This is a genomic window from Faecalibacterium sp. OF03-6AC (assembly GCF_003478175.1).
Lineage (GTDB): Bacteria > Bacillota > Clostridia > Oscillospirales > Ruminococcaceae > Faecalibacterium > Faecalibacterium taiwanense.
In genome coordinates, this window is sequence record NZ_QUEN01000002.1 from 302589 (window position 1) to 329298 (window position 26710).

Genomic DNA, 26710 nt, shown 5'->3' on the forward strand with positions numbered 1-26710 from the left:
GTGATGGTGATGCTGTGCAGACAGAAGGATACGGATGCCGCCCGGCGCAAAAAAACGGGCAGGCCTATCTTCCGCACCATTTTTAGCGCCATGATGCTGGTGATGCAGGTAGAGGTGGTGCTGCTGGCAGTCAGCATTACCATTACCAATGTGGACGGCAGGCTGAACCAGAACGCCAAGGACATGCTCAACATGCAGGTGCGCAACCGCGTCAGCTACGTGCAGGACCTGATGCAGGATGCACAGAACCTGACCGATCTGTCGGAGCACATCAACAATACCGTTCTTGCCATGCAGGAAGAAGGCCAGCTCGATCTGGCCGAACTGAACACGAGCCGTGAGAAGAGCGACGCACTGCTCACGGCCATTGCGCCGGAGTTGGTGAGCACCCTGCGAGCAAAACCGGTCAGTGGCATCTTTGTGGTACTGAACACCGTGAATCTGTACAACCTTGATGTGGGCTGCGGCCTGCCCGGCATCTACCTGCGGGATCTGGACCCGGATGCCCGCCCTTCGGGGGACAACGCCGATCTGATGATCGAGCGCGGCAGCTCGGCGGTGGTCAAAAAGCTGAGCATCACCACCGATAAAAGCTGGCAGCCCACCTTGCGCTACTACGGCCTGAAGGGCAACGGCTTTTTCAAGACTCCCTTCCAGACCGCGTGGGAGGACGGCGCAAGGCTGAACGCCGAGGATTACGGCCGCTGGACCACCAGTGTCTATAAGATAGGCGACGACAGCCGCACCGCCATTGCCTACTCCCAGCCGCTGATCCTGCCGGACGGCACAATCTACGGTGTGGTGGGTGTGGAGCTGCTTACCAGTTACCTGCAGACAAAGCTGCCTTACAGTGAACTGCAGGACGGCAATACCGGCACCTACTTCTTAGTCTCCACCACTGCTGATGAGAAAGATACCTCCTTTATCGTCAGCAAGGCGGTCACTTCCAGCGAGGACGTGACCGCTTTGGAAGCACCGGCCGGCATGATGAACTGCGAACTCCGGGCGGACGAGTGCTGGCTGACGCTGCGGAATAAAGACTATTATGCCGTGGCCCTGCCCATTACCCTGTACAGCCGCAACGCGCCGTTTTCCAATGAGCGCTGGCTGCTGATCGGCACCGTGAACAGCAAGGTGCTGTTTGCCTTTGCAGACAATGTGCGCAGCGTGATCGCCATTGCCATTGCGTTTACGCTGGTGCTGGGCGCGCTGGGCAGTCTGGTCGTTGCCCGCAATCTGGCCCATCCGGTGGAGCTGCTGTATCACGAAGTGGTGGACGGGCAGGAGAAAAAGCAGTTCCCGCAGCTGTCCCATACCAACATTCGGGAGCTGGACCGTCTGGCCGATGCACTGACCAGCTTGAACAGCGAGCTGCTGAACAACTCCACAAAGTTTTTGCGCATCATGGACATGGCCAGTGTGGAGCTGGGCGGCTATGAGCTGCGGTTCGACACGGGCAGTGTGTATGTTACCGATAACTTTTTTGCGCTGCTGGGTGCCCCCCAGCCCAAGGATTGCTTCCTGAGTGTGCGCCGCTTTGAGGAAAAGCTGAGCCACATCCAACTTTCCCATCCCTGCACCACTACGGCAGAGGGGGACAAGATGCTCACCATCCGCAAGGAGGGCGAGACCCGCTACATCATGCTGCGCGTCACCAACGACCAGACCACGCAGGTGGGTCTGGCTGAGGACGTTACCGCCGCCACGCTGGAGCGCATGCGTATTGAGCACGAACGCGATTACGATATCCTGACCGGCCTGTATAACCGTCAGGCCTTCCACCGCGTGAGCGAAGAGCTGTTCCGCAATCCGCACCAGCTGGGCGTTGCAGCTCTGCTGATGATGGATCTGGACAACCTCAAGCACATCAACGATACCTACGGCCACGACTGGGGCGACCAGTACATCCACCGCACGGGTCGCTGCCTTGCTGAGAACACGCCCAACGGCACTGTGGTGTCCCGCCTTTCCGGCGATGAGTTCGTGCTGCTGTTCTACGGCTATTCCAGTCAGGATCAGATCCGTGAGAAGATCCGCACCCTGAGCAGCGCTATGCAGAAGAGCGTTGCCATCCTGCCCAGCGGCAATGAGCTGCGTATCAGCATTTCCGGCGGTGTAGCATGGTACCCGGCCAGCGGCACCGATATGGACAGCCTGAAAAAGTATGCCGACTTTGCCCTCTATCAGGTCAAGCGCACCAACAAGGGACATCTGGAAGAGTTCAGCATGGAGATCTACCAGCAGGAAGCACAGGCCGCACAGCTGAGACGCGACTTCCAGCAGCTGCTTACCGAGGAGCGGGTGTACTATGTATTCCAGCCCATCTTCTCGGCCCGCACCGGCAAGGTGATGGCCTACGAAGCCCTGATGCGCTCCGATAGGGAAGCGCTGCGCTCGCCCGCTACCATCATGAAGCTGGCGCGGGAGCAGGGCGCACTGTGCGAGATCGAGCGGCTGACCTTCTTCAAGTCGCTGGAGACCTTCGACCACCTGCGCAGCGAGGGCCTTGTGCGCAGGGACACGATGCTGTTCATCAACTCCATTGCAAGCGTCTGCCTGCCCAGAGAGGACAGCGAGTATATGGAAAGCCGCTGGCATGAGCTGTGCCGCCAGATGGTCATTGAGATCACCGAGGAAGAGGAGATCGACCACGAAGCACTGGAGGCCAAGCGCCATGCGCCGGGCTTCTCCGGCATGTTCGCGCTGGACGATTACGGCAGCGGCTTTGCCAACGAGAACAGCCTGCTGGAGCTTTCGCCCCGGTTCATCAAGGTGGATATCGCCATCATCCGCGGCATCGATACCGACCCGGACAAGCAACAGATCGTGCAGAACATCGTGGCCTATGCCCACCCGCGCAGCATGCAGATCATTGCCGAGGGCGTGGAGACCGCCGCCGAACTGCGCAAGGTTATAGAGCTGGGCGCGGATGCGCTGCAGGGCTACTTCCTTGCAAAGCCTGCCGCCGTACCGGCCCAAATGGCACCTGCCGCCCGCAAGGTCATTGCCGAGTACAGCTCTGCATCCGACAGCGGCTGAATACGAACATAAAAAGGCCCGCAGAAATGCGGGGCTTTTGCATCTGCCACTGGCGTATTGCAGTTTGCTGCGGTATACTGGAATCGGGCAAACAACAGCACAGGGGGTGCTTTTTTATTATGGTACAGGTAGACCTTATCACCGGCTTTCTGGGTGCAGGCAAAACCACCTTTCTGCGCCGGTATGTCCGATATCTGGTGGCACAGGGCCACAACGTCTGCATTCTGGAAAACGACTTCGGCGCGGTGAACGTGGATGCCATGCTGGTGCAGGACCTTCTTGGCCCGAACTGCGACCTTGAGACCATCAGCGGCGGATGCGACTGCGACACCCATCAACGCCGGATGCGCACCAAGCTTATTGCTATGGCCATGCGCGGGTTCGACCGGGTGGTGGTGGAACCCAGCGGCATCTTTGATGTGGACGAGTTTTTTGATGTGCTGCGGGACGACCCGCTGGACCGCTGGTATCACATCGGCAATGTGATCGCCATAGTGGATGCCATGCTGCCGGAAACGCTTTCGCCGCAGGCTGAGTACGTGCTGGCATCCGAGACGGCCAACGCGGGCCGGGTGCTGGTCAGCCGTACCCAGCTGGCCGGGCAGCAGCAGACCGCTGCCGCCGTGGCTCATCTGACCCGTGCGCTGGAGGGCTGCAAGTGCTCCCGCCGCTTTGCGCCGGAAGAGATCATCACCAAGGACTGGGCACGGCTTACCGATGCCGACCTTGCCGTCATTGCGGCCTGCGGCTGCAGGCAGGCCAGCTGCGAAAAGCTGCATTTTGATGAGCACGAAGCCTTCAGCTCTCTGTGCTTTCTGGAGCAGCACCTGACGCTGCAGCAGCTGCAGGCCGCTGCCGACCACCTGTTTGCGGATGCCGCCTGCGGCCATGTGCTGCGGGTGAAGGGCTTTGCACCGGACCCGCAGGGCACCACCGGCTGGCTGGAACTGAACGCCACCGCTGTCGGCAGAACACTGGAACCCATCCCGCAGGGGCAGGATGTGCTCATCGTCATTGGCGAAGGGCTAGACAGGGCAAGGATCGAAACGCAGCTTCACCGCTGAGCTTTCAACGAACGTTGTAAAACTGGTGCAAAAAAAGGAGAACAGAATCATGAAAAAGAACCCGCAGATGCCCTCGGCGCGGCGCATCCTCGGCATGGTGGTCGGTATTGTGATCATCGGGCTGGGCATTGCACTGTTCAAGCAGTCTCACCTTGGCAACGACTCCATCAGCGCACTGAATATGCGTCTGGCCGAGATGCTGGGCATCTCGCTGGGCGTGCAGAACCTGTGCACGAACATCCTGTTCTTTGCACTGCAGTTCTGGTTCGGGCGCAAGTACATCGGCCTTGGCACCTTTGTCAACGGCATTGGCGTCGGGTTCATTGTCACGGCCTTCTACGACCCCATTGCAGCCCACTTTGGCCCGGCCGAGGCGCTGGGCCTGCCGGTGCAGCTGCTGTGGGTGGCGCTGGCGGTGCCGGTCACGGCGCTGGGGGCTTCGCTGTACCAGACGGCAGATCTGGGCATCGCCCCGTACGATTACCTTTCGCTGGGCCTGCGGGACTACACCCCGGTGCCGTACTTCGGCTGCCGCGTGTTCACCGATGCACTGTGTGCGCTGCTGTGCTGGCTGCTGGGCGGCCTTGTGGGCATCGGTACGCTGATCTGTGCCTTCTGCCTGGGGCCCTTCATCCAGTTCTTCAACGGGCTGGTGTCGGAGCGGGTGCTGCACTACAAGCCGGGCGGCCAGTAAGATCGGGAAATCAAAAAGGCGTGCACCTCCTTTGCGGAAGTGCACGCCTTTTGCTGTGCAGAAATCAGAACTTGAACAGCGGAGTGCCGGCCAGAACATCGCCCTCGGCCAGCATCTTCAGCTCGCCCATGTCATCGCCGTTGGTCACGATGATGGCCGTTGCGGTGGGATGGCCTGCAGCCTTGATGGCGTCCAGATCCACTTTCAGCAGCGGGGTGCCGGCCTTGACCTTGTCGCCCACCTTGACCAGTGCCTTGAAGCCGTTGCCGTTCATCTCCACGGTGTCCATGCCAACATGGATCAGGATCTCCATGCCGTCCTCGCTGGTCAGGCCCACGGCGTGCAGGGTGGAAGCCACCTGTTCCACGGTGCCGTCAAACGGAGCATACACGGTCTTGCCGGTGGGCTCGATGCCACAGCCGGGGCCAAGGATGCCCTGTGCAAAGGTCTCGTCGGGGATGTCGGCCTGTGCCAGCACCTTGCCGCGGATGGGGGTCAGAACGGTCTTGCTCTGACCAAAGAATTTAGCGGTCTCTTCCTGCTCGGTCTTGCCGCCGAACAGCTTATCAAAAAAGCCCATGTTAAAATACCTTCTTTCCGATTATTTCATAGAGCCAGCCGGCCGAAACGCTGTCCTGCAAGGCCCACCGGCTCCAACCCATTGGTCTACCCAAAAGATACCACATTGTGAAAGAAATTGCAATTGGTATCCCGCATAAAACCGCCAAAAATCTTTGGCGGCATCACATCAGGTCGATCAGCTGCTCGATCTCCTCCATGCGGGTGGCCCAGCTGGTGGCAATGCGCATCACGGTGTGGGTGTCGTCGTACTTCTCCCAGAAGCCGAACTTTGCCAGTGGCTCCAGCGCTTCCAGCTGGCTGTTTTCCAGAATGGGGAACACCTGATTGGTGGGCGACTCCATATAGAAGCGGTAGCCCTTGGCAGCAAGGCCCTCCTTCAGACGGTCGGCGGTCTCGATGGCGTTCCGGCTGATGCGGGTGTACAGATCATCGGTGAACAGCACATCGAACTGCAGGCCCATCAGACGGCCCTTGGCAAGCAGCGCGCCCTGCTGCTTGACCATAGTCATAAAGTGGGCCGGTGCGCCGTGGGGGAACACCACGGCCTCGCCGCACAGCGCGCCCACCTTGGTGCCGCCGATGTAGAACACATCGGTCAGGCGGGCGATATCCTGCAGGGTAACATCGGTGCCCTTGGCCATCAGACCGTAGCCCAGGCGTGCGCCGTCCATGAACAGGGGCATGTGGTACTCCTGACACACAGCGTGCAGCTCTTCCAGCTCAGCCTTAGTGTACAGGGTGCCGTACTCGGACGGGTGAGAGATATATACCATGCCGGGGAACACCATGTGGTCGTGGTTGGCATCGGCATAGAAGGTGGCGCACCAGTCGCGCACATCGGCGGCGCTCACCTTGCCCTCGTGGGCGGGCAGGGCAATGACCTTGTGGCCGGTATACTCAATGGCACCGGCTTCGTGTGCAGCCACATGGCCGGTGGCAGCAGCCATCACGCCCTGCCAGCGCTGCAGCATGGACGCAATGACGATGGCGTTGGTCTGGGTGCCGCCGGAGATGAAGGTCACGTCTGCATCCGGGCAGCCGCAGGCAGCGCAGATCTTTGCTTTGGCGCTGGCGCAGTAGGGGTCGGTGCCATAGCCGGGCACCTTTTCAAAGTTGGTCTCGGCCAGCTTTTGCAGGATGGCAGGGTGTGCACCCTCACAGTAGTCGTTCTCGAAATACAGCATATCGTTACTCCTGATCCAGTGAGATAAAGTGTTGATAAGGCTATTCTACTACGGGGGAGAGGGAGTGTCAAATCACGTCCCTCTTTACGGCAAAGGATTTTTACTGTATCTTTAGTTTTTCTATGGTATAATGCGGGAAACGGAATATATTATTTGGGAAGGGGAATGTGCATGAAAAAACAGACGCTTGTGCGGGATGCCACCGTAATGCTGCTGGCTCTGTTCGCCGCCTATGCCATGGTGATGCTTACACAGGCCGTTATGGGCCGCATTGAGGGCGTAGCAATGCTTATCTTTATGCTGGCGGTATTCGTCACCTCTATGTATACAGAAGGTTATGCGTGGGGCGTGGCGGCTTCGCTCATCAGCGTGCTGGCTGTGAACTTTGCCTTCCTCTCACCGTATTTCGCCTTCAACTTTACCCTGTCGGAAAACCTGTTCTCCGGCCTTGTGATGCTGGTGGTGTCCATCATGACCAGCACTCTCACCACCCGCATCAAAAAGCAGGAACAGCTGCGTATGGAGAGTGAAAAGGAAAAGATGCGCGCGAACCTCTTGCGCGCGGTTTCTCACGATCTGCGCACCCCGCTCACCTCCATCTACGGTGCCTGCTCCACTGTGATCGAAAATTATGACTCGCTGGATAAGGAAAAGACCATTAAACTGCTTGGTGAAGCCTGCAGCGATGCCCAGTGGCTGACCCGCATGGTGGAGAATCTGCTTTCCGTCACCCGCATCGACAGCGAGAAGGTGACGGTGCAAAAGACCCCCACTGTGCTGGACGAACTGCTGGATACGGTACTGGTCAAGTTCCGCAAGCGCTACCCGGAGATCCCGGTGGAGCTGGAAACGCCGGATGCCTTTATCGTGATCCCCATGGATTCCATGCTCATCCAGCAGGTGCTGATGAACCTGCTGGAAAATGCCGCTCTGCACGCCGAGGGCATGACAAAACTGACCTTGAAGGTGTTCACGGTGGGCAATCGTGCGGTGTTCGAGGTGACGGACAATGGCTGCGGCATCCCCAGAGAACGGCTGAAAACGCTGTTCTCCGGCACCGACCCGGATGTACCGGCAGACAGCCGCAAGCACGGCATGGGCATCGGCCTTTCGGTGTGTGCGGCCATCATCAAGGCGCACGGCGGCGAGATCAAGGCCGAGAGCCGTCTGGGTGAGGGAACGACCATCCGCTTCTGGCTGGAGACCGAAGAAATTGAAATGGAGGATGCAGAAGATGAGCAATAACAAATTCAAGGTCCTGATCGTAGAGGATGAGGCAAATATCTGCAGCTTTATCGAAACGCTGCTCACCACCAACGATTATCAGGCTCTGGTGGCTCATACCTGTACCATGGGCCTGACTCTGTTCGCCTCCCACAACCCGGATCTGGTCATTCTGGATCTGGGCCTGCCGGACCGGGACGGGCTGGAATTCATCCGCACCGTGCGGCAGAAGTATATGACCCCCATCGTGGTGCTCTCGGCCCGCACCGACGAGATGGATAAGATCGAAGCGCTGGATCTGGGTGCCAATGATTACATCACCAAGCCCTTCGGCACCGGCGAACTTCTGGCCCGCGTGCGCGCTGCCCTGCGGCTGAACCGCTACAGTGCCATGCACGGCGGCAATGCCCCGGCGGGTGAGTTCCGCGCACAGGGAATGCGCATCAACTATGACCGCCGTAAGGTGTTCGTGGACGAGCAGGAGATCAAGCTGACCCAGACCGAATACAACATCGTGGCGTTCCTTTCCCAGCACGCGGGCCGCGTGATGACCTATGCGGCCATCGTCAAGGCCATCTGGGGCGATACCGACATCGGCAGCACCAAAAAGCTGCAGGTGAACATGGCCAATATCCGCAAAAAGCTGGGCAGCCGTCCGGGCAGCAATGCCTATATCCTCAATGAGCTGGGCGTGGGCTACCGCATGATCGACGAGGATGCCCGCAGCGGGGAGATCAACGAATGATACTTGCACTGATCCTGTTTGCTGTTACCTATGTATTGATGCTGCGGCTGCAGCAGTACCGCCCGTGGGTGGCACTGTGCAGTGCGGTGCTCTTTATTGTGCTGGGCGAGGCAGGGGTCTACGAGTTTTCACTCCGCGCCGCGCTGCAGGCCGTGGATTATAATGTGTTGCTCATGATGGCGGGCACCATGGGTACGGTGGCACTGTTCATCGAGAGCAAAATGCCTGCCCGCCTGGCGGAAATGCTTATCGTCCGTGTGCCGGATGTCAAGTGGGCGGTGTGTATGCTGGCGCTGTTCGCCGGTGTCATCAGTGCTTTTGTGGACAATGTGGCCACGGTGCTCATGGTAGCACCGGTGGGCCTTGCCATTGCCCGCAAGCTGAAGATCTCGCCGGTGCCGGTGCTCATTGCCATTGCGGTGTCCTCCAACCTGCAGGGCGCGGCCACGCTGGTGGGCGACACCACCAGCATCCTGCTGGGCAGCTTTGCCGACATGAATTTCTTCGATTTCTTCTGGATGCGGGGCCGTCCGGGCATCTTCTGGGGCGTGGAGCTGGGCGCACTTGCTTCGCTGGCAGTGCTGCTGTGGCTGTTCCGCCGTGAGACCCAGCCTATCGCCGCAAAGGTGGAGACTGAGGTGGAGGACGATGTGCCCACTGCCCTGATGCTGCTCACGGTGGGGCTGCTCATTGCGGCATCCTTCCTGCCGGAGCCTGCAGCCGGGCCGCTGCACACGGTGTACGAGCTGCGCAGCGGTCTTGTGTGCATGGGGCTGTGCCTGTTTGGTGTGGCGCGCGCCTGCCTGCGGGCAGGGTCGGCCAAGCCGCTGGCGCATGTGCTGGGCGAGCTGGACTGCGACACCCTGCTGCTGTTGTTCGGCTTGTTCATCGTGATCGCGGGCATCCACGCGGCGGGTGTTATCGACGCAGCAGCCCGGCTGTTCCATGCCGTGGCAGGGGAAAGCCCCTTCCGGCTGTTCACCCTGCTGGTGGTGGTGTCGGTGGTGCTTTCGGCCTTCATCGATAACATCCCTTACGTGGCCGCCATGCTGCCGGTGGTGCAAAGCATCGCCGCCCTGATGAACGATGGCGTGGGCGTGGAACCCTATGTGTTTTACTTCGGCCTGCTCACCGGTGCAACGTTGGGCGGCAACCTGATCCCCATCGGTGCTTCGGCCAATATCGCGGCCATTGGCATTCTGCGCAAAAACGGCGAGACCGTCACCACCCACGACTTCCTGCGCATCGGCGTGCCCTTTACGCTGGCTGCAGTGCTGGCAGGCTATGCGTACCTGTGGCTGGTGTGGGGCAAAGTCTGATCTGCTGGCCTCCGGCACGGCTGCCTGCTGAAGAAAAAAACAAAGAAACTCCGACCCTCTGCACCGCCGGAAAATCGGCCTGCAGAGGGCTTTTTTCGCGAAAGTATGACGTTTTGCAGTGAGGGAAAAGTTTTTTCGAAAAAATGCTTGACAATTCTGCCATATCTGGTATAATAACTATCGTTCCGAGCAACACAGCTCACGAACAAAACAGAATATGCGGATATGGCGGAATTGGCAGACGCGTTAGATTCAGGTTCTAATCGGGGCAACTCGGTGGAGGTTCAAGTCCTCTTATCCGCACCACAAAAAAGACAGCTTTTGATAGCTGTCTTTTTTGTTTTACATGACCGGTTCCCTTTAGCTGCAACAGCGGATAAGAGGACTTGAACAGGGCGGCGGCGCACAGCGGTCTGAACTGGATTATCTCATCTACAATGACCCGCTGGGCTACGCGGATTTGATTCTGAACGGCGAGCCGGAGGAATACTTGAAGAATGTGGCTGGAAGCCATGGGTTAGAAATCTGAATGAATGCTGGACATTACCGTTTATTGCGCTGGTGATGTCCGGCATTTGTTATTTGGTGTTGATCGATCAATTTTAATGGAATCTTTATACTTCTACAATTTTCTTTACGGCTCTTTTATTTATTCCATGCTAATCTTTATGCACACGGATAGGTAAAGGAGCTTTTATGATTCAATATCCTCGTTACAGGCAGCACCGTTTTTCTTCTTTTCAGGTCATTATTGCAGGTTTTGCGGCAGTCGATCTGGTGGGCGCATTGCTTCTGATGCTCCCGATCGCTGCACAGCAGCGGTGCGTCACACCGTTCCATGAGGCACTGTTTACCTCCACCTCCGCCCTTTGTGTGACCGGACTTGTGGTTCAGGATACCGGCAGCTACTGGTCGGCTTTTGGGCAAAGCGTGATCCTTCTTCTGATCCAGATCGGAGGATTGGGTGTCATTACGGTGGGCGCTGCCTTTGCGCTGCTTTCCGGGCGAAAGATCTCCCTCAAGCAGCGCAGCACGATGCAGGAAGCTACTGCTGCCCCGCAGATGGGCGGCATCGTGCGGCTGACAGGCTTTATTCTGCGGATCACCGCCCTGTTTGAATTGGTCGGTGCTGCACTGCTGCTGCCGACGTTCTGCGCCGATTATGGACTGCGCGGAATCTGGTACGCGTTGTTTCATTCCATTTCGGCGTTCTGCAATGCCGGCTTTGACCTGCTGGGAACAGAGGGGGCAAAATTTGTTTCGCTGACACGGTATGCAGGTGACCCATTGCTTACCACAGTGATCGCGGCCCTGATCGTCTTTGGCGGACTTGGCTTTCTGACATGGGAGGACATTTGTACATATCGCCTTGATTTTCACCGTTACCGGATGCAGAGCAAGGTGATCCTTGTCACAACGGCATTTCTTCTGGTACTGCCGACGCTGTACTTTTATTGCTTCGAGTTCACGGCAGGCTCTGCCCGGCAGCGCATTTTATTGTCGATGTTTCAATCCGTTACTCCCCGTACTGCCGGTTTTAACACCGCCGATCTTGCTGCGATGGGCAGCACTTCACAGGCGTTGATGGTGGTTCTGATGCTGTTGGGCGGTTCGCCCGGCTCCACGGCAGGCGGCATGAAAACCACAACATTCGCCGTTCTGCTGGCCAATATGTGGGCGACATTCCGCCGCAGAGAAGATGCCGAATTTTTCGGGCGGCGCATAGATGGTTCCGCGGTCAAGAATGCTGCCACGATTGCAGGAATGTATTTAACGCTGTTCTTCCTCGGAGCCTTTGTCATTGCTGCGGCCGAGCAATTGCCGATGTCAGTCTGTCTGTATGAAACTGCTTCGGCTGTGGCAACGGTAGGTCTGACATTGGGCATCACGCCGCAGCTGGGGGTCCTTTCGCAGGGGGTGCTGATCGCACTGATGTTTTTGGGACGTGTTGGTGGATTGACGTTGATCTATGCGGCATTTGGCAGCAGCCCTGCCCACTCTCGTCTGCCGCAGGAGAAAATCGCGATCGGATAAAGGAGACAAGTATGAAATCGATTCTTTTGATTGGGCTTGGCCGTTTTGGCCGCCATATTGCGCAGGAACTGAATGAGCTGGGTCATCAGGTCATGGCGGTCGACAGCAACGAAGACCGTGTGAACGCCGTGCTTTCCTATGTGACGAATGCACAGATCGGTGACAGCACCAGCGAATACTTTCTGCGCTCCCTTGGTGTTGGCAATTTTGATGTGTGTATCGTAACCATCGGCGGCAATTTTCAGAGTTCGTTGGAAACAACATCGCTGCTCAAGGAGCTGGGTGCAAAGCTTGTGGTCTCGCGTGCAGAGCGGGATGTACAAGCCAAGTTTCTGCTGCGCAACGGTGCGGATGAAGTGGTCTACCCGGAAAAGCAGCTGGCAAAGTGGGCAGCGATCCGATACAGCTCCGAACACATTCTGGATTATATCGAGCTGCAGGACGACCACGCCATCATGGAAGTGACCATTCCGCCGGAATGGACGGATCGCACGATCGGTGAGATCAATATCCGAAAAAAGTATAACATCAATATTCTTGCGCTGAAAAAAGACGGAAAGCTTGATATGAACATCACGCCGGATACGCAGCTGTGCCGGGATGAAAGTATGCTGGTTTTGGGAAAATACGCATCGATCCAGAAGTGTTTCCGGCTTTAAAAAGGATAGGACGGATCATATGGATGTCGTTTTGTTGTTGATGGTTCTTGGAGTCATGTTGAGTGGCTTTTGGGCAGCAGATGCGTTGGATCACATGAGGAAGGAGATCCTTCGACAGGAAGGAAAAAGACGTGGCTGGTGGTCGTGACCATCAAATTGTGCTATACTGTGGGCAAGGCAGGTGATTTTTATGAATCAGAACGACCCACCCACTGAACATATTCTGGCGTGTCTGTCGTCCTCTCCCTCCAATGCAAAGATCGTGCGGACGGCGGCAACAATGGCAAAGGCATTCGGCGGCTCTTTTACTGCGTTGTATGTCAAAACACCGGATGCCGACTGGATGAGTGCGCAGGACAAACAGCGCTTGCAGCAGCATATCCACATGGCGGAACAGGCGGGCGCAGATATTACGACCCTCTACGGCGATGACATTCCACAGCAGATCGCAGAGTTTGCCCGGATCTCCGGCATTACAAAAATCGTACTGGGGCGCTCCAGCGTACATCGCCGCCATTTCTGGAGTGGACCGTCACTGACTGAAAAATTGACGCTGACTGCGCCCAATCTGGATATTTATATCATCCCGGATGCAGCAGTGGAGCAGGATTACGGCTCTGGCAGAAGGCTGTTTGCCCGTTCCATCGTCCCATCGTTCCGTGACCTGCTGATTACGGCAGGGATTCTAGCCTGCATCACGGTGATCGGCTTTTTGTTCCTGCAACTGGACTTTGCGCGCTACAATATCATTATGTTCTACATGTTGGGTGTTTTGCTCACGGCTCTTACAACATCTGGCTATTCCTGCGGCGTTTTGGGCTCGATCGCCAGCGTTGCGCTCTATAACTTCTTCCTGACGGAGCCAAGACTGACATTCCATGCCTATGATCCGGGGTATCAAATCACCTTTGTGCTGATGCTGACTTCTGCCATCGTCACCTGTACGCTGACGACCCGGTTGAAAGATCAGGCAAAAATGTCTGCACAGGCGGCGTTTCGGACGAAGGTGCTGTTTGATACCAGCCAGCTTTTGCAGAAAGCGACCAACGAAGACGAAATTTTATCCCTGACGGCAGCGCAGCTTACCAAACTGCTAAACCGGAACCTGATCGTGTATCCAGAGCAGGATGGTTCTCTTGGACAGGGGCAAATTTTTAACACAGTGGAAGAAAGCAGCCGACTCAGTTTTGATTCTGCGCCGGAACGCAGTGCCGCTGAGTGGTGCTTTGCAAATAAGAAGCGTTCGGGTGCATCAACGGATTACTGTACCGATGCAAAAGGACTGTACCTTGCGATTCGTACAGGCAGCGGTGTGTTTGGTGTTATCGGCATCGACCTGTCGGAACGCTCCATGGATGCGTTTGAAAACAGCGTCCTGCTGTCGATCCTTGGTGAATGCGCATTGGCAGTGGAAAACCGTCGCATTGCGCTGGAAAAAGAACGAGCTACCATGCAGGCGCAGAATGAACAGCTTCGGGCAAACCTGCTGCGCACGATCTCGCATGATCTGCGCACCCCGCTGACCTCCATTTCCGGCAATGCCAGCAATCTGCTTTCCAACGGAGAAACGCTGGATACAGAGACCCGGAACAAAATCTGCACCGATATTTTTGATGATGCACAATGGCTGATCGGTCTGGTGGAAAATCTGCTTTCTATCACCCGCATTGAGGATGGGCGGATGAATCTGCAGATCTCACCGCAGCTGATGGACGAAATGATCGAAGAAGCACTGCACCATGTCAACCGGAAAAGCTGCGAACACACCATCACAACACAGTATGGGGACGAGATCCTCCTGGTCAATGTGGATGCGCGGCTGATCATGCAGGTCGTTGTCAATCTGGTGGATAACGCCATCAAATATACCCCTGTGGGCTCGGTCATTCGGATTTCGGCTTACCGGAAAGACCATCAGGTCGTAGTGGAAGTTGCAGATAACGGCCCCGGTATTCCGGATCGCGCAAAAGCACAGGTGTTCGAGATGTTTTATACCGGGCAGAGCCGTATTGCAGATAGCCACCGCAGCCTTGGCTTGGGCTTGCCCCTCTGCCGTGCGATCCTGACGGCTCACGGCGGAACATTGACCCTGTGTGACAACATTCCCAATGGCAGTGTCTTTTCCTTTGCATTGCCACAAAGTGAGGTGAACATTCATGAATAAGCCGTCCATTCTGGTCGTAGAGGATGATGTTCCTGTACGGTGTCTGATCACAACGACCCTGAAGACCCACGGCTATAAATATCTGACTGCTTCCAATGGGGAAACGGCGATCATGATGGCCACCAGCCACAATCCGGACATCATGCTGCTGGATCTTGGGCTGCCCGATATAGACGGCATCGAGGTCATCCGCAGCGTCCGCACATGGTCGAACCTGCCCATCATCGTCCTGAGTGCCCGGAGCGAAGATTCTGATAAGATCGAAGCACTGGACAACGGCGCAGACGATTATCTGACAAAGCCGTTTTCCGTGGATGAGCTGCTGGCAAGACTGCGTGTAACGCAGCGTCGATTGAATCTGCTGGCTTCTGACGGCATAAACAGTCCGGTTTTTGTCAATGGTCCTTTAAAGATCGACTTCTCGGCCGGGTGCGTCTGGCTGGGTGAGAATGAATTGCATCTGACCCCCATCGAGTACAAACTGCTGTGTGTGCTGGCGCATAATGTGGGCAAAGTGCTGACGCATACATCCATCACACAGCAAATATGGGGAAGCACGCAGGAAAATGATATTGCCTCCTTGCGTGTTTATATGGCAGCCCTGCGCAAAAAACTGGAACGATGCCCGAATGCGCCGCATCTGATCCAGACCCATGTTGGTGTCGGATACCGGATGCTTCGTGTGGAAAACGATGAAGCATAGTAAAAAAACAGGGTGCGCCCCCGAATAGAACGCACCCTGAAAAATCCATATACGATAGCGATATGTACAACAGGGAGTTCCCCAGAGCAGAGTTCCCATAAAACAGTATTTGCAAAAGTTCCCTAAATGGGGAAGATTTGGCGTGACTTCGGTCACGCCTTTTCTTTTGCTTCCAGTTCATCCAGAGGGATGTACCCCAGCCCGTCGTACTTGATATGGATGTGCTGCACCCGCTTTCCGCTGGACTTATCCGGGGCATCTACATAGATAGCCGACACCAGTTCACGGAGAGCATAGGGAGTGAGTTCTTCAATATGAACGTACTTGTGCGCTTTCTGGACGAATTTTTCAATATTCTCGATCTGCTGTTCCTGTACTTCGATTTCCTGTTGGATAGAGAGGGATTCCTCTTCCAGCTGCTTCTGTTCGGCATCGTAGCTCTGGCTCATCATGTCGAAGCGGTCATCGCTCAGCTTTCCATTGGCGTTGTCCTCGTAGATTTTCATGAACAGCCGTTTGAGGTCTACAATCCGCTTCTCATTCCGGGCAAGCTGCTTCTTCAGGACGGTCAGCTTTTCGCTGCTTTCCACACGAAGCTGCTCCTCCATGACCTTGCGGAAGTAGTTTTCATGACGGAGAATGTAGTCCGTCACCCGCTGAACATGACTCAGCACACGTCCTTCCAGAACCTTTACCCGGATGAAATGTCCCTTGCACTTGCTCCCGTTCTTCTTGTGCAGAGAGCAATCAAAGAAGTCTTGACTGAAGTCCCTGTTATTGGACGAACCATATTGCATCTTGGAACCGCAGTCAGCGCAGTAGACCATACCGGAGAAAATGCTGCTCTTGCCTGTTCGGGTCATACGGTGACGCTGGCTGCGAATCTCCTGAACCTTTTCAAACACATCATCGTCAATAATGCGCTCATGTGTATCCGGGAAGATAGCCTGATTTTCCACAGGATTCAGATGTCTCTTTTTATCCCAGATAGAGTTAGTATAGGTCTTGAAGTTGACTGTGCAGCCAGTGTACTCCCGGCGTTCCAGAATCAAACTTACTGCTCTTTTATCCCAGCGATAAGGGTCTTCCGGGGCAGGTGCGTTTGTGCTCCGGCCATGGCTCAACTTGTAGGCGGTAGGAGTCAGAACTTTATCTGCCCACAGTTGGTTCGCAATTTGGGTCGGCCCACGTCCCTCCATGCACATGGAGAAGATGCGCTTCACAATCGCAGCCGCTTCCGGGTCAACAAGCCAATGCTTCGGGTTCTCCGGGTCTTTTACATAGCCGTACGGAACATTAACCGTCAGCGGTACTCCACGCTCTCCCTTGGCCTTCTGAACGGCCCGAATCTTGCGGCTGGTATCGCGGGCGTAAAACTCGTTGAACCAGTTCTTAATGCCCGCAAAATCGTTGTTTACGCTGTTCGGGTCAATGGTGTCGTAGTTGTCGTTAATGGCGATGTAGCGAACGCCATACTGGGGAAAGGTGAAGTTGGTGTACAGACCAGTCAAGGCAGAATTGCGCCCCAGTCGGGACAAATCCTTCGTGATAACGATTCCTACACGCCCTGCTTCGATCTCGACCAGCATACTCTGAAAGCCGGGACGGTCATAGTTCGTGCCGGAGTAGCCATCATCCACAAAGAACACCGGGTTCGGGAAGTGGTTCTTTTTGGCGTATTCCAGAAGGATGACCTTCTGGTTCTCAATGGACAGGCTTTCGCCGAGCCGTGCGTCCTCTTGCGACAGTCGGCAGTAAAGTGCGGTGATTTTATTCGTTGCTCCAGACATTGTTGTGTCCTCCTTATTCTGTGGAGCAACTGTCAGTACAGGATTGGTTACCGGATCAAGTATAGCAGAATTGGACGCAGTTGTCATTCGTCTGCACCCTCATCTTCAAATTTTTGCTGGGCGTTCTTGGCAACAATGCGCTCCAGTTTCTTCAAAAAGGATTCCTTGCCCTCATAGCTGCCGGTCACGGTGTAGGTGGTGTGACCGACTTTCTCCGTGGTGGTCAGTTCAGGAATCCAGAATGCAGACAGGTTCTTGACATGGAGATTGCCGTTCTCATCTACATAGGAGCCGTGCTTCTTCTGCTCTTCGGTCAAGGGCTGCCGCTTGAAATAGATTTCGTTTTCGGAGATGCTCACGGTTTCGCTGGCTTGCTCCTTCGGGGCATCGTCATACAGCTGGGCAAAAAATGCCAGTGCATCTTCGGGTGAGTCTTCCTCCATGAGCTGCTCGAAAACTCGCTGTTCCTCTGCCGAGAGGTTATTCCATGCGGCTTCCAACTCCTGCTCGTTGGCTGCGTTGACGAAGGCTTCGATCTCTTTTTTCATGGTGCATCCTCCTTTGGCTGCGAAAAGCGGATTTTCAAAAAGTATGGGTTTTCGTGAGAGCAAGAATCGTCCCGTGGCCACAAATTTTCAATTCTTGAAAATTCTTGCCCCTTTGGGACAGCTTCTTGTTGGGGCGTGCCTGCCCCAAACCCTGCTTAGGAGTGAGTGCGATATACTAGGAATTTATTTATTGCTTGCATCGGTTTTGTCGTTTCCCTTTTTCTTACGAGACAAACCTAAACAAAGATGCGTCGAGCCAAGGCAAAGAAATGATGAACCAAGACACAACCATACAACAGCCATAGAATTATCATTTCCACTTATGAAGCTAATAAGTGAAGCCATATATAACAGAGCAGAAGCTGCATAGAATAAGATAGATTTCTTGGTTTCTTTTTTCATAAATAATCGCCTCCACAAATCGATTTGTTGAGTCAATTATACCACGTTCTTTATCGAAATTACACCCTCTACATGGGAGAACTTGGCCGATTTACTGCGTACGTGCGTACCCATCTTCCGTATACACGTATGCGGCGATTTGCCCGAAACGCACTCTATACAGCCGTTCCCCCTCGGAGAGCCCACTACACTTTGCAGACCACAGGGATGAAAGTGTCATAGTGGGTTATTACACTTCCGCAGAAGTGCCTTCTCCTCGCCGCAGACAGCCGGGTGTGCCTTTTGTGAGAGCTTTCTGTGCGGCGAATCTACATCGCCCACAGGCGATGTAAGCAGGGATTCCAAAGGGGCGCAGCACCCTTGGCACACGACTTTGGTACAAAGTCTAGTGTGTTACACCTTTCCAGAGGTGTATACGTTCCTGAAATGCAAAAAGCCCCATACCCAACACCTTAACGGTGCGGACATGGGACTTGATGCTTCCTCGGCCTAGCCGGGTACTCCGTAACCAATCCTGACAGGCAGTTGCCGTGTCATTTTTCGAAAACTGTTTTACGGATACCCAGCAAGCGGGAACTTCCTGTTTTTCGTTGTTTGCATGATGAGCCTGTTCCGCTGTTTATAATATGACTGTCTTTGGACTGAACAATTTGCACAAAGAAATAGCGCAAAATCAGAAACCCGGAACCCTTTTTGAACCATTTTGGCCCCGAAAAGGTTCCGGGTTTTATGCATGATTTCTTCAGGGAGCTATTTTGCAACAGCCCCTCTCTGCCGTTAGCGGTTCTTATAAAGTTTCAGGTGCGGTCAGCGCGCTTTTTGCCGAGGTATGCGGCCTTGACCTGTTCATTGGTCAGCAATTCAGCACCCGTGCCGGAAAGGGTCAGGGTGCCGGTCTCCAGCACATAGGCGTAATCGGCCACCTTCAGGGCCATGTTGGCGTTCTGCTCGTTCAGCAGCACGGTGATGCCCTGCTGGTTCACGGTGCGGATGATATCAAAAATTTCCCGTACCACGATGGGCGCAAGGCCGAGGCTTGGCTCGTCCAGCATGAGCAGCTTCGGCTTGCTCATCAGGGCGCGGCCCACGGCCAGCATCTGCTGCTCGCCGCCGGAAAGGGTGCCGGCGCTCTGCCAGCTGCGCTCCTTCAGACGGGGGAACAGACTGTACACCCACTCAAGGTCTTTCTCGGTTTCGGCCTTATCCTTGCGCAGGTATGCGCCGATCTTCAGATTTTCCAGCACAGTCAGGTCGGCAAACACCCGGCGGCCCTCCGGCGACATGGCAATGCCGCTGGAAACGATCTGGTCGATGGGCTTGCCCAGCAGTTCCTGCCCGTTCCACAAAATGGAGCCGCTCTGTGCCTTTACAAGGCCGGAAATGGTGCGCATCAGGGTGGACTTGCCTGCGCCGTTGGCACCGATCAGGGTAACGATCTTGCTGTCCGGCACGTTCAGCGACACACCGCGCAAGGCCTGAATGCCGCCATAGGAAACATGTAAACCCTTGATCTCAAGCATCTTCGTCCACCCCCAGATAAGCGTCGATCACCCGCGGGTCGTTCTGCACCTCGGCGGGCGTACCCTCGGCGATCAAGCGGCCAAAGTCCAGCACATAGACCCGGTCGGAAATATCCATCACCAGATCCATGTGGTGCTCGATCATGAACACGGTCAGTCTGAAATCGGTGCGGATGCGGTCAATAAAGGCGGTCAGTTCTTCGGTCTCCTGCGGGTTCATACCGGCAGCAGGCTCATCCAGCAGCAGCAGCTTCGGCTCGGTGGCAAGCGCGCGCGCGATCTCCACCCGACGCTGCAGGCCGTAGGGCAGGCCGGTAGCCAGTTCATTGCGCACATCCTCAAGTCCCAGCACATGCAGCAGGTTTTCGCACTCCTCGCGCTGGCGCTTTTCCTCGTCTGCGTTCAGCCGGAAGGTGGCGCTCAGCAGGTTGGCCGAGCGACGGCAGTGCTTGGCGATGAGCACGTTCTCAAACACGGTCTGGCTCTTCCATAGACGGATATTCTGGAAGGTGCGGGCAATACCCATCTGGGTGATCTTATCGGGCGTGGGGACGATCATGTGGGAATACCTGCCCGCGTTCTGGCCCTTATAGAGCTTTTTCATCTTGCCGTGGGGCGTGTTCTCAATGATCTTGCGTCCCTCGAACCACACCGCGCCGTTGGTGGGCGCATACACGCCGGTGACAACGTTGAACGCGGTGGTCTTGCCGGCACCGTTGGGGCCGATGAGGGAGACGATCTGATCTTTATCCACCTTCAGGTTCAGATTGTCCACAGCCACCACGCCGCCAAACTGCATCGTGGCGTTTTCAATGGTCAATACGTTTTCACTCATTTGGAACGCGCCTCCTTTTTGGCAGCTTTTGCAGTGGATGCGGGCTTTTTCTGGAACAATTCACGGTCGCCCATGATGCCCTTGCGGAAGAACAGCACCACCGCCATAATGATGATGCTGAACACCACCATGCGGAAGCCGGAACGCAGCAGCGGCACACGGAAGCCGCCGATCCAGGTCTCGTTGTCGAGGAAGCGCAGCAGCCACTCGGAGCTGGCGATGAACAGGAAGGACGCGATGATGGAACCGGACACCGAGCCAATGCCGCCAATGACCACGATCAGCAGGATCTCGTAGGTCATGCTGGATTTGAAGGTGGTGGCCTGCACGCTGGCCTGATACATGGCAAGCATTGCGCCGGAGATACCGGCAAAGAAGCTGCTGATGATAAAGCTCATGCGCTTGTGGCTGGCAAGGTTGATGCCCATGGCTTCGGCAGCGATCTCGTCATCACGGATGGCTTTGAAGGCACGGCCATAGGTGGAGTTGATGAGCAGCAGAATGATGGCGATGCAGATGCCGGAGAAGAGGAAGGGCATCACGGTCTCCAGATGCAGGGTCGTGCCGCCCAGCGAAAGGTGGAAGCTGGCAAAGCTGGTAAAGCCGTACAGAAGGTTTGAGCCGTTGGTCAGCGGGCCAAAGCCCTCGTAAACCACGGCGGCACGGATGATCTCGGCAAAGCCCAGTGTAGCAATGGCAAGATAGTCGCTCTTGAGCTTCAGCACCGGCAGGCCGATGAGGAAGGCGAACAGCGCTGCGATAAAACCGGCCAGGATCAGGCAGAACACAACACCCAGCAGCAGGCCGAAGCCGCCCAGAGGTTTGGAGAGCAGTTCCGGGATGGAGAAACCGATGCCGCCGTTTGCATAGCGCTGATAGATGGACTTCTGCGAAGCGGCGGGAATGGTGAGGATGGCGTAGGTGTAGGCACCCAGCAGCATAAAACCTGCCTGACCCAGACTGAACAGGCCGGTAAAGCCGTTCAGCAGGTTCATGGAGACAGCCACCAGTGCATAGATGGCACCCTTGCGCAGCACGGTGAGCAGCATGGAGGGCACAAAGCTCAGGTTATCCAGTGCCAGCAGCACCACCAGCAGAGCGGCCAGCGCCAGTGCGGCCCGGAGATAGATGCGTTTTTTCTCTTGTTTCATGGTCATCACACTTTCTCGGTCAGGTTTTCACTGAACAGGCCGGTAGGCTTGACGGCCAGCACCACGATCAGCAGTGCAAAAGTGAACGCATCACTGAAGGTGGTAGCGCCTGCACCTTTAATAAGGCTCTCGCAGATGCCGATGATGAAGCCGCCGATCACCGCACCGGGAATGGAGCCGATGCCGCCGAACACCGCAGCCACAAAAGCTTTCAGGCCGGGCATCGCACCCACAGTGGGGGTGACTGCCGTGTAGTTGGAAAAATACATCATGGAGCCGATGGCCGCAAGAAAGCTGCCCACCGCAAAGGTAAAGGAGATGACATTGTTGATCTTGATGCCCATGAGCTGGGCGGTCTCAAAATCGCGGGAAGCTGCGCGCATGGCCATGCCGATCTTGGTCTTCTGGATCAGGGTAACAAGTGCTGCCACCAGCACAATGACAAGGAACGGCGTTACCACCGTCACCCGCTTGGTCTGGCAGCCCAGCACCGTGACGGTGTCGCTGATCCACGGCAGAGCAGGGTACTGCTTGGCCAGACCGCCGGTGACATACCACATGGAGTTCTGCAAAAGGTAGGACATACCGATCGCGGAGATCATTACCGACATGCGCGGTGCAGTGCGCAGGGGCTTGTAGGCGATCTTTTCCACTGCGATGCCCAGCAGTACCGTTGCCACCACCACCAGCGGGATGGAAATGGTCAGCGGAAGGGAAGCAGTAGCGTACACCATCAGAAAACCGGCTACGGTAAAGATATCGCCGTGGGCAAAGTTGATCAGGCGCAGGATGCCGTACACCATCGTGTAGCCAATGGCGATCAATGCATACTGGCCGCCCACCGAGATACCTGCCAGCAAATAGGGCAGAAACTTTGCAGCCATAAGGGGGACCCTCCATTTCTTACAACATTTATTATCTTTTTTATGGGATGGAAACTCCCCCAGTCACCTTCGGTGACAGCCCCCTCCCAGAGGGGGCCAAACCTGCCGGAAAGCTATAAAAAGGCTCCCTCAATGAGAGAGCTGGCAACGCCGTCAGGCGTTGACTGAAGGAGTTTACAGGTTTTATCAGCCTTCCACGCTCTGAGTCTTGACGAACTCAAATGCGCCGTCGGTAGCTTTCTTGATGTAAGCCATATCCTTGTTGGCATCACCGGTGGTCTGGTCAAAGGTGATGTTGCCGGTCACGCCGTCGTAGTTTACGCCGTACAGAGCATCGCGGACGGCGGTGCCGTCGGTGCTGCCTGCTGCCTTGATGGCTTCCAGAGCCACCATGTAGCCGTCGTAGCCCAGTGCAGAAACAGCTGCCACGATGTCATTGCCGCCGTTGTTGGTCAGCTTCTGGCTGTCGGCGTTCAGCCACTCCTTAAAGCCGGTCACGAACTCCTTGGCTGCGCCGGAATCATCGTTCTCATCAAAGAAGGTGGAGCAATACACCTGCACGCTGGTGCCCTTCTGGGCATCCAGAATAACGCTGGACTCCCATGTGTCGCCTGCGGTAATGGGTTTGTCAAAGCCTGCAGAAGCAGCCTGTGTGATGATCTGGGCTGCGTAGGTGGTGGCGCAGGGAGCAAAGATCACATCTGCACCGGCGTTGATGGCGTTCTGGATGTAGGCGGAGAAGTCCGAGGTGCCCTCGGGGAACTGCTCGCTGGTAACAGTGCCGCCCAGATCCTCAAAAGCGTTGACGAAGTAGGTGGCCAGACCGGAGCCGTAGTCCTCGCCCAGCATGCTCAGCACGTAGGCGTTGGCAGCACTGAACTCATCCTTTGCAAAGTTTGCCATGACCGAGCCCTGGAACGGGTCAAGGAAGCAGACACGGAAGTAGTAGGGGTTGGCCTCGGTCACGGCGGGGTTGGTGCAGGAGCAGCCAATGGCCGGGATGGAAGCGGACTGGAAGGTGGGAGCGGCTGCAATGGAAACACCGGAGCCGTAGCTGCCCAGCACGATGGAGACTTTCTTGGAGACCAGCTCCTGTGCAGCAGTCACGGCCTTATCGGTGCTGGACTGGTTATCCACTTCCACCAGCTCCACGTTATAGGTCTCACCGCCGATCTCCACGGTGGGAGCAAGGCTGTTGGCATACTCGACACCCAGCACTTCCTGCTTGCCGCCTGCGCCGTTATCACCGGAAGCCGGTTCAAACACGCCGATCTTAATGGTCTTGCCGCCTGCAGAAGAGCCGCTTGCGGAACCGCCAGAAGAAGAGCAGCCTGCCAAAGCTGCTGCTGCGGCGGTGATGCCTGCCGCTTTCAGGAAATCACGACGAGAAATGAATGCTTTCATAAGAATTGCCTCCTCTATTATTTCTTAACACTTTCCCAGATAAAACAAGAAAAACCCGCAGCGGCGCAGTGATCCTCAGATCCTGCATCGTTGCGGGTTTCTTAGCATTGTTTTAGCACATGAAAAGGAACTTGTCTAGGCTGAATATGAATTTTTTTAAATTTTCGTCAGATGATAAAAAGAAACTGTATTTGAACAGCGTGCATTTTGGGCGGTTTTGATACAGACTGTCTTTTGGCTAAATACAGATTTGCCGTAAGGGTCATACTTTAATCCGCTGCACGTCCCAGCCGCATCTTGAAATCGCTGTAGCCGAACTTCACCAGCTCCCGGCAGGTGCCGTTTTCGTCCATTGCCCAGATGGGCGGCAGCGGCATCCCGTTGAAGGTGTTGTTCTTGCAGGTGGTGTAGATGGCCATATCGCCGAAAATGAGCCTTTGCCCCTCGGTGAGCGGGGAGGCAAAGCTGTAGTCGCCCACCACATCCCCGGCAAGGCAGGTGGGGCCGCCAAGGCGGATGAGGTACGGCTTTTCGCCGGGATCCCCGGCATCCAGCAGCGGCGGGCGGTAGGGCATCTCGATCACATCCGGGGTGTGGCAGGCCGCAGACATGTCCAGAATGGCAAGGCTCGTCTCGCCATTTTGCAAAGTATCCAGCACAGTGGTAACAAGATACCCGGCGTTCAGCGCCCATGCCTCGCCCGGTTCCAGATATACCTGAACGCCGTATTTTGCCTGCATCCCGGTGATGCATTTTTCCAGCAGGGACAGGTCGTAATCCGGGCGGGTGATATGGTGCCCGCCGCCGAAATTGAGCCACTTCATCCGGGGCAGAAGACCCCCGAACTTTGCTTCCACCGCCGCCAGCGTTAAGGCCAGTGCATCGGCATCCTGCTCGCACAGGGTGTGGAAGTGCAGTCCGTCCAGTAATTCGGGCAGGGCCGGGTCTGCCTGCACGGCGGCATCCCACTGGGCGCGGGTGGTGCCAAGGCGGCTGCCCGGGGCGCAGGGGTCGTAAATTGCATGGCCTTCCTGCGTGGAGCACTCCGGGTTCAGCCGCAGGCCCACGCTCTTGCCCGCCGCCTTTGCTGCCGGGCCGAACTTTGCCAGCTGGCTGGGCGAATTGAACACGATGTGGTCGGCGTACTGCAGCAGCTCCGCGAACTCGTCTGCCCGGTAGGCCGCGCAGAACACATGGTTCTCTTTTTCCGGCAGCTCTTCTTTGCCAAGGCGGCTCTCGTACAGGCCGCTGGCCTCGGTGCCCGCCAGATAAGGAGCCAGCACCGGGTAAACATTAAAGTTGGAAAAAGCCTTCTGCGCCAGCAGAATTTTGCAGCCGGTGCGCTGCTGCACCCCCAGCAGAAGTTCGCCGTTGCGGCGCAGCTGCCCTTCGTCCAGCAGGTAGCAGGGGGTGGGCAGAGAGGCAAGCGCTTCCCAAGAAAGGTTTGCAAGGCCCGCAAAGGGCGGGCGGGTATCGGCCAGCCGCATCAGTCCACCAGCGCCGGGCTGTGGCTCTCGGAACGGGGCAGGCCGTACTTGTCCAGAGCGTCCAGATACGGGTCCGGATCAAACTCTTCCACAGTGTGCACACCCTTGGTGGTCCACTTGCCGGTGAGCAGCATCAGTGCGCCGCACATGGCCGGTACGCCGGTGGTGTAGCTGATGGCCTGAGAGCCGACCTCCTTGTAGCACTCCTGATGGTCGCACACATTATAAATATAGTAGGTCTTTTCCTTGCCGTCCTTCTTGCCGGTGAAGATGCAGCCGATGTTGGTCTTGCCCTTGGTGCGGGGGCCAAGGCTGGCGGGGTCCGGCAGCAGAGCCTTGAGGAACTGGATGGGCACGATCTCCTGCCCGTTGAAGTTGACCGGGGTGGTGGACAGCATGCCCACATCCTCCAGACAGCGCATGTGGTCGAGATAGCTCTGGCCAAAGGTCATGAAGAAGCGGATGCGCTTTGCCTCCGGGATGTTCTTGGCAAGGGACTCAATCTCCTCGTGGTGCAGCAGGTACATATCCTTGTCGCCCACCTGATCGAAGTTGTATTCCCGCTTGATGCTCATAGCCGGGATCTCCACCCAGTGGCCGTTCTCCCAGTAGCTGCCGGGGGCAGACACCTCGCGCAGGTTGATCTCCGGGTTAAAGTTGGTGGCAAAGGCATAGCCGTGGTCGCCGCCGTTGCAGTCCAGAATGTCGATGGTGTCAATGGTGTCGAACTCGTGCTTTTTGGCGTAGGCGCAGTAAGCCTGGGTCACGCCCGGGTCGAAGCCGCTGCCCAGCAGGGCGGTCAGGCCGGCTTCCTCAAACTTCTTTGCGTAGGCCCACTGCCAGCTGTAATCAAAGTAGGCGGAGAAGCCTGCTTCCTTGCAGCGCTTCTCGTAGATGGCACGCCACTCCGGGTCGTCGGTGTTCTCCGGCTCGTAGTTGGCGGTGTCCATGTAGTTTACGCCGCAGGCAAGGCAGGCATCCATGATGGTAAGGTCCTGATAGGGCAGGGCAATGTTCATCACGAGGTCGGGCTGATAAGCCTTGATGAGGGCGATCACCTCGTCCACCTTGTCGGCATCCACCTGTGCGGTGGTGATCTTGGTAGCGGTTTTGGGGGCCAGCTCTGCAGCCAGCTTGTCGCACTTGGACTTGGTACGGCTGGCGATGCAGATCTCGGTGAACACCTCGGGTACCTGACAGCACTTGTGGATGGCAACGGAGGCCACGCCGCCGCAGCCGATGATCAGAACTTTGCTCATGATTTTTCTCCTTTATGTC

The 26710-nt window shown here is 56.3% G+C and carries 22 protein-coding genes, 1 tRNA gene and 1 pseudogene; 12 read left to right on the top strand and 12 right to left on the bottom strand.

The annotated features are described in order from the left end of the window. Positions 1-9 precede the first annotated feature (9 nt). From DXA66_RS03745 to DXA66_RS03755, 3 genes are all read left to right on the top strand, one after another. Positions 10-3039, top strand: coding sequence for an EAL domain-containing protein (locus tag DXA66_RS03745; protein WP_243089019.1), 3030 nt, complete (start codon positions 10-12; stop codon positions 3037-3039). A 119-nt stretch (positions 3040-3158) separates the two neighbouring features. Continuing rightward, positions 3159-4103, top strand: coding sequence for a GTP-binding protein (locus DXA66_RS03750; RefSeq protein ID WP_118526867.1), 945 nt, complete (start codon positions 3159-3161; stop codon positions 4101-4103). A gap of 49 nt (positions 4104-4152) precedes the next feature. Beyond that, complete coding sequence (locus tag DXA66_RS03755; protein WP_097777278.1) at positions 4153-4797, top strand: YitT family protein; 645 nt, start codon at positions 4153-4155, stop codon at positions 4795-4797. A gap of 64 nt (positions 4798-4861) precedes the next feature. Here DXA66_RS03755 and DXA66_RS03760 read toward each other — a convergent pair whose 3' ends face one another. Together DXA66_RS03760 and DXA66_RS03765 are read right to left on the bottom strand one after the other, a co-directional pair. Further along, positions 4862-5377, bottom strand: coding sequence for a PTS glucose transporter subunit IIA (locus tag DXA66_RS03760; RefSeq protein ID WP_118526869.1), 516 nt, complete (start codon positions 5375-5377; stop codon positions 4862-4864). Between the two features lie 163 nt (positions 5378-5540). Next, positions 5541-6563, bottom strand: a complete 1023-nt coding sequence (locus DXA66_RS03765) for a low specificity L-threonine aldolase (protein WP_005944946.1) — start codon at positions 6561-6563, stop codon at positions 5541-5543. A gap of 171 nt (positions 6564-6734) precedes the next feature. Between DXA66_RS03765 and DXA66_RS03770 the strand changes: the two genes are divergently transcribed. The 9 genes and pseudogenes from DXA66_RS03770 to DXA66_RS03805 all read left to right on the top strand — a co-directional run bounded on the left by DXA66_RS03770 (position 6735) and on the right by DXA66_RS03805 (position 15411). Further along, positions 6735-7808 carry an ATP-binding protein gene (locus tag DXA66_RS03770; RefSeq protein ID WP_097777280.1) on the top strand — a complete coding sequence of 358 codons (1074 nt, stop codon included), beginning with the start codon at positions 6735-6737 and terminating at the stop codon, positions 7806-7808. Continuing rightward, a complete protein-coding gene (locus tag DXA66_RS03775; protein WP_118526871.1) occupies positions 7798-8532 on the top strand; it encodes a response regulator transcription factor in 735 nt (244 codons plus the stop codon). The genes DXA66_RS03770 and DXA66_RS03775 overlap by 11 nt, the downstream gene beginning before the upstream one ends. Further along, positions 8529-9851, top strand: coding sequence for an SLC13 family permease (locus DXA66_RS03780; protein ID WP_118526873.1), 1323 nt, complete (start codon positions 8529-8531; stop codon positions 9849-9851). The genes DXA66_RS03775 and DXA66_RS03780 overlap by 4 nt, the downstream gene beginning before the upstream one ends. Before the next feature lie 219 nt (positions 9852-10070). Then, positions 10071-10157, top strand: a tRNA-Leu gene (locus tag DXA66_RS03785). A gap of 97 nt (positions 10158-10254) precedes the next feature. Continuing rightward, positions 10255-10380: pseudogene (locus DXA66_RS14520) on the top strand (DUF6061 family protein); the annotation flags it as partial. A gap of 167 nt (positions 10381-10547) precedes the next feature. Continuing rightward, positions 10548-11885: a TrkH family potassium uptake protein gene (locus tag DXA66_RS03790; protein WP_118526875.1), complete on the top strand. Its 1338-nt coding sequence runs from the start codon at positions 10548-10550 to the stop codon at positions 11883-11885. An 11-nt stretch (positions 11886-11896) separates the two neighbouring features. Beyond that, positions 11897-12544, top strand: coding sequence for a TrkA family potassium uptake protein (locus tag DXA66_RS03795; protein ID WP_118526877.1), 648 nt, complete (start codon positions 11897-11899; stop codon positions 12542-12544). A 280-nt stretch (positions 12545-12824) separates the two neighbouring features. Further along, positions 12825-14708, top strand: coding sequence for a DUF4118 domain-containing protein (locus tag DXA66_RS03800; protein WP_118526879.1), 1884 nt, complete (start codon positions 12825-12827; stop codon positions 14706-14708). Continuing rightward, entirely contained in the window at positions 14701-15411 is a 711-nt protein-coding gene (locus tag DXA66_RS03805) for a response regulator (protein WP_118526881.1), read from the top strand. Before DXA66_RS03800 ends, DXA66_RS03805 begins: the two co-directional genes overlap by 8 nt. A gap of 152 nt (positions 15412-15563) precedes the next feature. On the opposite strand, the gene DXA66_RS03810 is transcribed toward DXA66_RS03805, so the two are convergent. The 10 genes from DXA66_RS03810 to DXA66_RS03855 form a co-directional block, all read right to left on the bottom strand. Next, positions 15564-17201 (bottom strand): recombinase family protein, encoded by a 1638-nt coding sequence (locus DXA66_RS03810; protein WP_223474817.1) that lies wholly within the window; start codon positions 17199-17201, stop codon positions 15564-15566. A gap of 83 nt (positions 17202-17284) precedes the next feature. After that, complete coding sequence (locus DXA66_RS03815; RefSeq protein WP_005924522.1) at positions 17285-17749, bottom strand: hypothetical protein; 465 nt, start codon at positions 17747-17749, stop codon at positions 17285-17287. Positions 17750-17932: 183 nt separating this feature from the next. After that, a complete protein-coding gene (locus DXA66_RS03820; RefSeq protein ID WP_080545308.1) occupies positions 17933-18151 on the bottom strand; it encodes a hypothetical protein in 219 nt (72 codons plus the stop codon). Positions 18152-18948: 797 nt separating this feature from the next. Further along, the gene (locus tag DXA66_RS03825) at positions 18949-19671 is read right to left on the bottom strand and encodes an ABC transporter ATP-binding protein (RefSeq protein WP_118526883.1); all 723 of its coding nucleotides are present in this window, start codon (positions 19669-19671) and stop codon (positions 18949-18951) included. Further along, entirely contained in the window at positions 19664-20506 is an 843-nt protein-coding gene (locus tag DXA66_RS03830) for an ABC transporter ATP-binding protein (RefSeq protein WP_118526885.1), read from the bottom strand. The genes DXA66_RS03825 and DXA66_RS03830 overlap by 8 nt, the downstream gene beginning before the upstream one ends. Continuing rightward, positions 20503-21663 (bottom strand): branched-chain amino acid ABC transporter permease, encoded by a 1161-nt coding sequence (locus tag DXA66_RS03835; protein WP_118526887.1) that lies wholly within the window; start codon positions 21661-21663, stop codon positions 20503-20505. The genes DXA66_RS03830 and DXA66_RS03835 overlap by 4 nt, the downstream gene beginning before the upstream one ends. Next, positions 21663-22541, bottom strand: coding sequence for a branched-chain amino acid ABC transporter permease (locus tag DXA66_RS03840; RefSeq protein WP_005943319.1), 879 nt, complete (start codon positions 22539-22541; stop codon positions 21663-21665). Before DXA66_RS03840 ends, DXA66_RS03835 begins: the two co-directional genes overlap by 1 nt. Positions 22542-22727: 186 nt before the next feature. Next, complete coding sequence (locus DXA66_RS03845) at positions 22728-23945, bottom strand: ABC transporter substrate-binding protein (protein ID WP_118526889.1); 1218 nt, start codon at positions 23943-23945, stop codon at positions 22728-22730. A 269-nt stretch (positions 23946-24214) separates the two neighbouring features. Then, positions 24215-25432: a carboxynorspermidine decarboxylase gene (locus DXA66_RS03850; RefSeq protein ID WP_118526891.1), complete on the bottom strand. Its 1218-nt coding sequence runs from the start codon at positions 25430-25432 to the stop codon at positions 24215-24217. Then, on the bottom strand, positions 25432-26691 hold the full coding sequence (locus DXA66_RS03855; RefSeq protein WP_005943308.1) for a saccharopine dehydrogenase family protein: 1260 nt from the start codon (positions 26689-26691) through the stop codon (positions 25432-25434). Before DXA66_RS03855 ends, DXA66_RS03850 begins: the two co-directional genes overlap by 1 nt. Positions 26692-26710 lie beyond the last annotated feature (19 nt).

What these genes read in the sequence shown, in the direction of transcription:
- DXA66_RS03745 (WP_243089019.1), top strand. Translation starts at nt 10, where the DNA reads ATGCTGTGCAGACAGAAGGATACGGATGCCGCCCGGCGCAAAAAAACG.
- DXA66_RS03750 (WP_118526867.1), top strand. Translation starts at nt 3,159, where the DNA reads ATGGTACAGGTAGACCTTATCACCGGCTTTCTGGGTGCAGGCAAAACC.
- DXA66_RS03755 (WP_097777278.1), top strand. Translation starts at nt 4,153, where the DNA reads ATGAAAAAGAACCCGCAGATGCCCTCGGCGCGGCGCATCCTCGGCATG.
- DXA66_RS03760 (WP_118526869.1), bottom strand. Translation starts at nt 5,377, where the DNA reads ATGGGCTTTTTTGATAAGCTGTTCGGCGGCAAGACCGAGCAGGAAGAG.
- DXA66_RS03765 (WP_005944946.1), bottom strand. Translation starts at nt 6,563, where the DNA reads ATGCTGTATTTCGAGAACGACTACTGTGAGGGTGCACACCCTGCCATC.
- DXA66_RS03770 (WP_097777280.1), top strand. Translation starts at nt 6,735, where the DNA reads ATGAAAAAACAGACGCTTGTGCGGGATGCCACCGTAATGCTGCTGGCT.
- DXA66_RS03775 (WP_118526871.1), top strand. Translation starts at nt 7,798, where the DNA reads ATGAGCAATAACAAATTCAAGGTCCTGATCGTAGAGGATGAGGCAAAT.
- DXA66_RS03780 (WP_118526873.1), top strand. Translation starts at nt 8,529, where the DNA reads ATGATACTTGCACTGATCCTGTTTGCTGTTACCTATGTATTGATGCTG.
- DXA66_RS03790 (WP_118526875.1), top strand. Translation starts at nt 10,548, where the DNA reads ATGATTCAATATCCTCGTTACAGGCAGCACCGTTTTTCTTCTTTTCAG.
- DXA66_RS03795 (WP_118526877.1), top strand. Translation starts at nt 11,897, where the DNA reads ATGAAATCGATTCTTTTGATTGGGCTTGGCCGTTTTGGCCGCCATATT.
- DXA66_RS03800 (WP_118526879.1), top strand. Translation starts at nt 12,825, where the DNA reads ATGGCAAAGGCATTCGGCGGCTCTTTTACTGCGTTGTATGTCAAAACA.
- DXA66_RS03805 (WP_118526881.1), top strand. Translation starts at nt 14,701, where the DNA reads ATGAATAAGCCGTCCATTCTGGTCGTAGAGGATGATGTTCCTGTACGG.
- DXA66_RS03810 (WP_223474817.1), bottom strand. Translation starts at nt 17,201, where the DNA reads ATGTCTGGAGCAACGAATAAAATCACCGCACTTTACTGCCGACTGTCG.
- DXA66_RS03815 (WP_005924522.1), bottom strand. Translation starts at nt 17,749, where the DNA reads ATGAAAAAAGAGATCGAAGCCTTCGTCAACGCAGCCAACGAGCAGGAG.
- DXA66_RS03820 (WP_080545308.1), bottom strand. Translation starts at nt 18,151, where the DNA reads ATGAAAAAAGAAACCAAGAAATCTATCTTATTCTATGCAGCTTCTGCT.
- DXA66_RS03825 (WP_118526883.1), bottom strand. Translation starts at nt 19,671, where the DNA reads ATGCTTGAGATCAAGGGTTTACATGTTTCCTATGGCGGCATTCAGGCC.
- DXA66_RS03830 (WP_118526885.1), bottom strand. Translation starts at nt 20,506, where the DNA reads ATGAGTGAAAACGTATTGACCATTGAAAACGCCACGATGCAGTTTGGC.
- DXA66_RS03835 (WP_118526887.1), bottom strand. Translation starts at nt 21,663, where the DNA reads ATGACCATGAAACAAGAGAAAAAACGCATCTATCTCCGGGCCGCACTG.
- DXA66_RS03840 (WP_005943319.1), bottom strand. Translation starts at nt 22,541, where the DNA reads ATGGCTGCAAAGTTTCTGCCCTATTTGCTGGCAGGTATCTCGGTGGGC.
- DXA66_RS03845 (WP_118526889.1), bottom strand. Translation starts at nt 23,945, where the DNA reads ATGAAAGCATTCATTTCTCGTCGTGATTTCCTGAAAGCGGCAGGCATC.
- DXA66_RS03850 (WP_118526891.1), bottom strand. Translation starts at nt 25,432, where the DNA reads ATGCGGCTGGCCGATACCCGCCCGCCCTTTGCGGGCCTTGCAAACCTT.
- DXA66_RS03855 (WP_005943308.1), bottom strand. Translation starts at nt 26,691, where the DNA reads ATGAGCAAAGTTCTGATCATCGGCTGCGGCGGCGTGGCCTCCGTTGCC.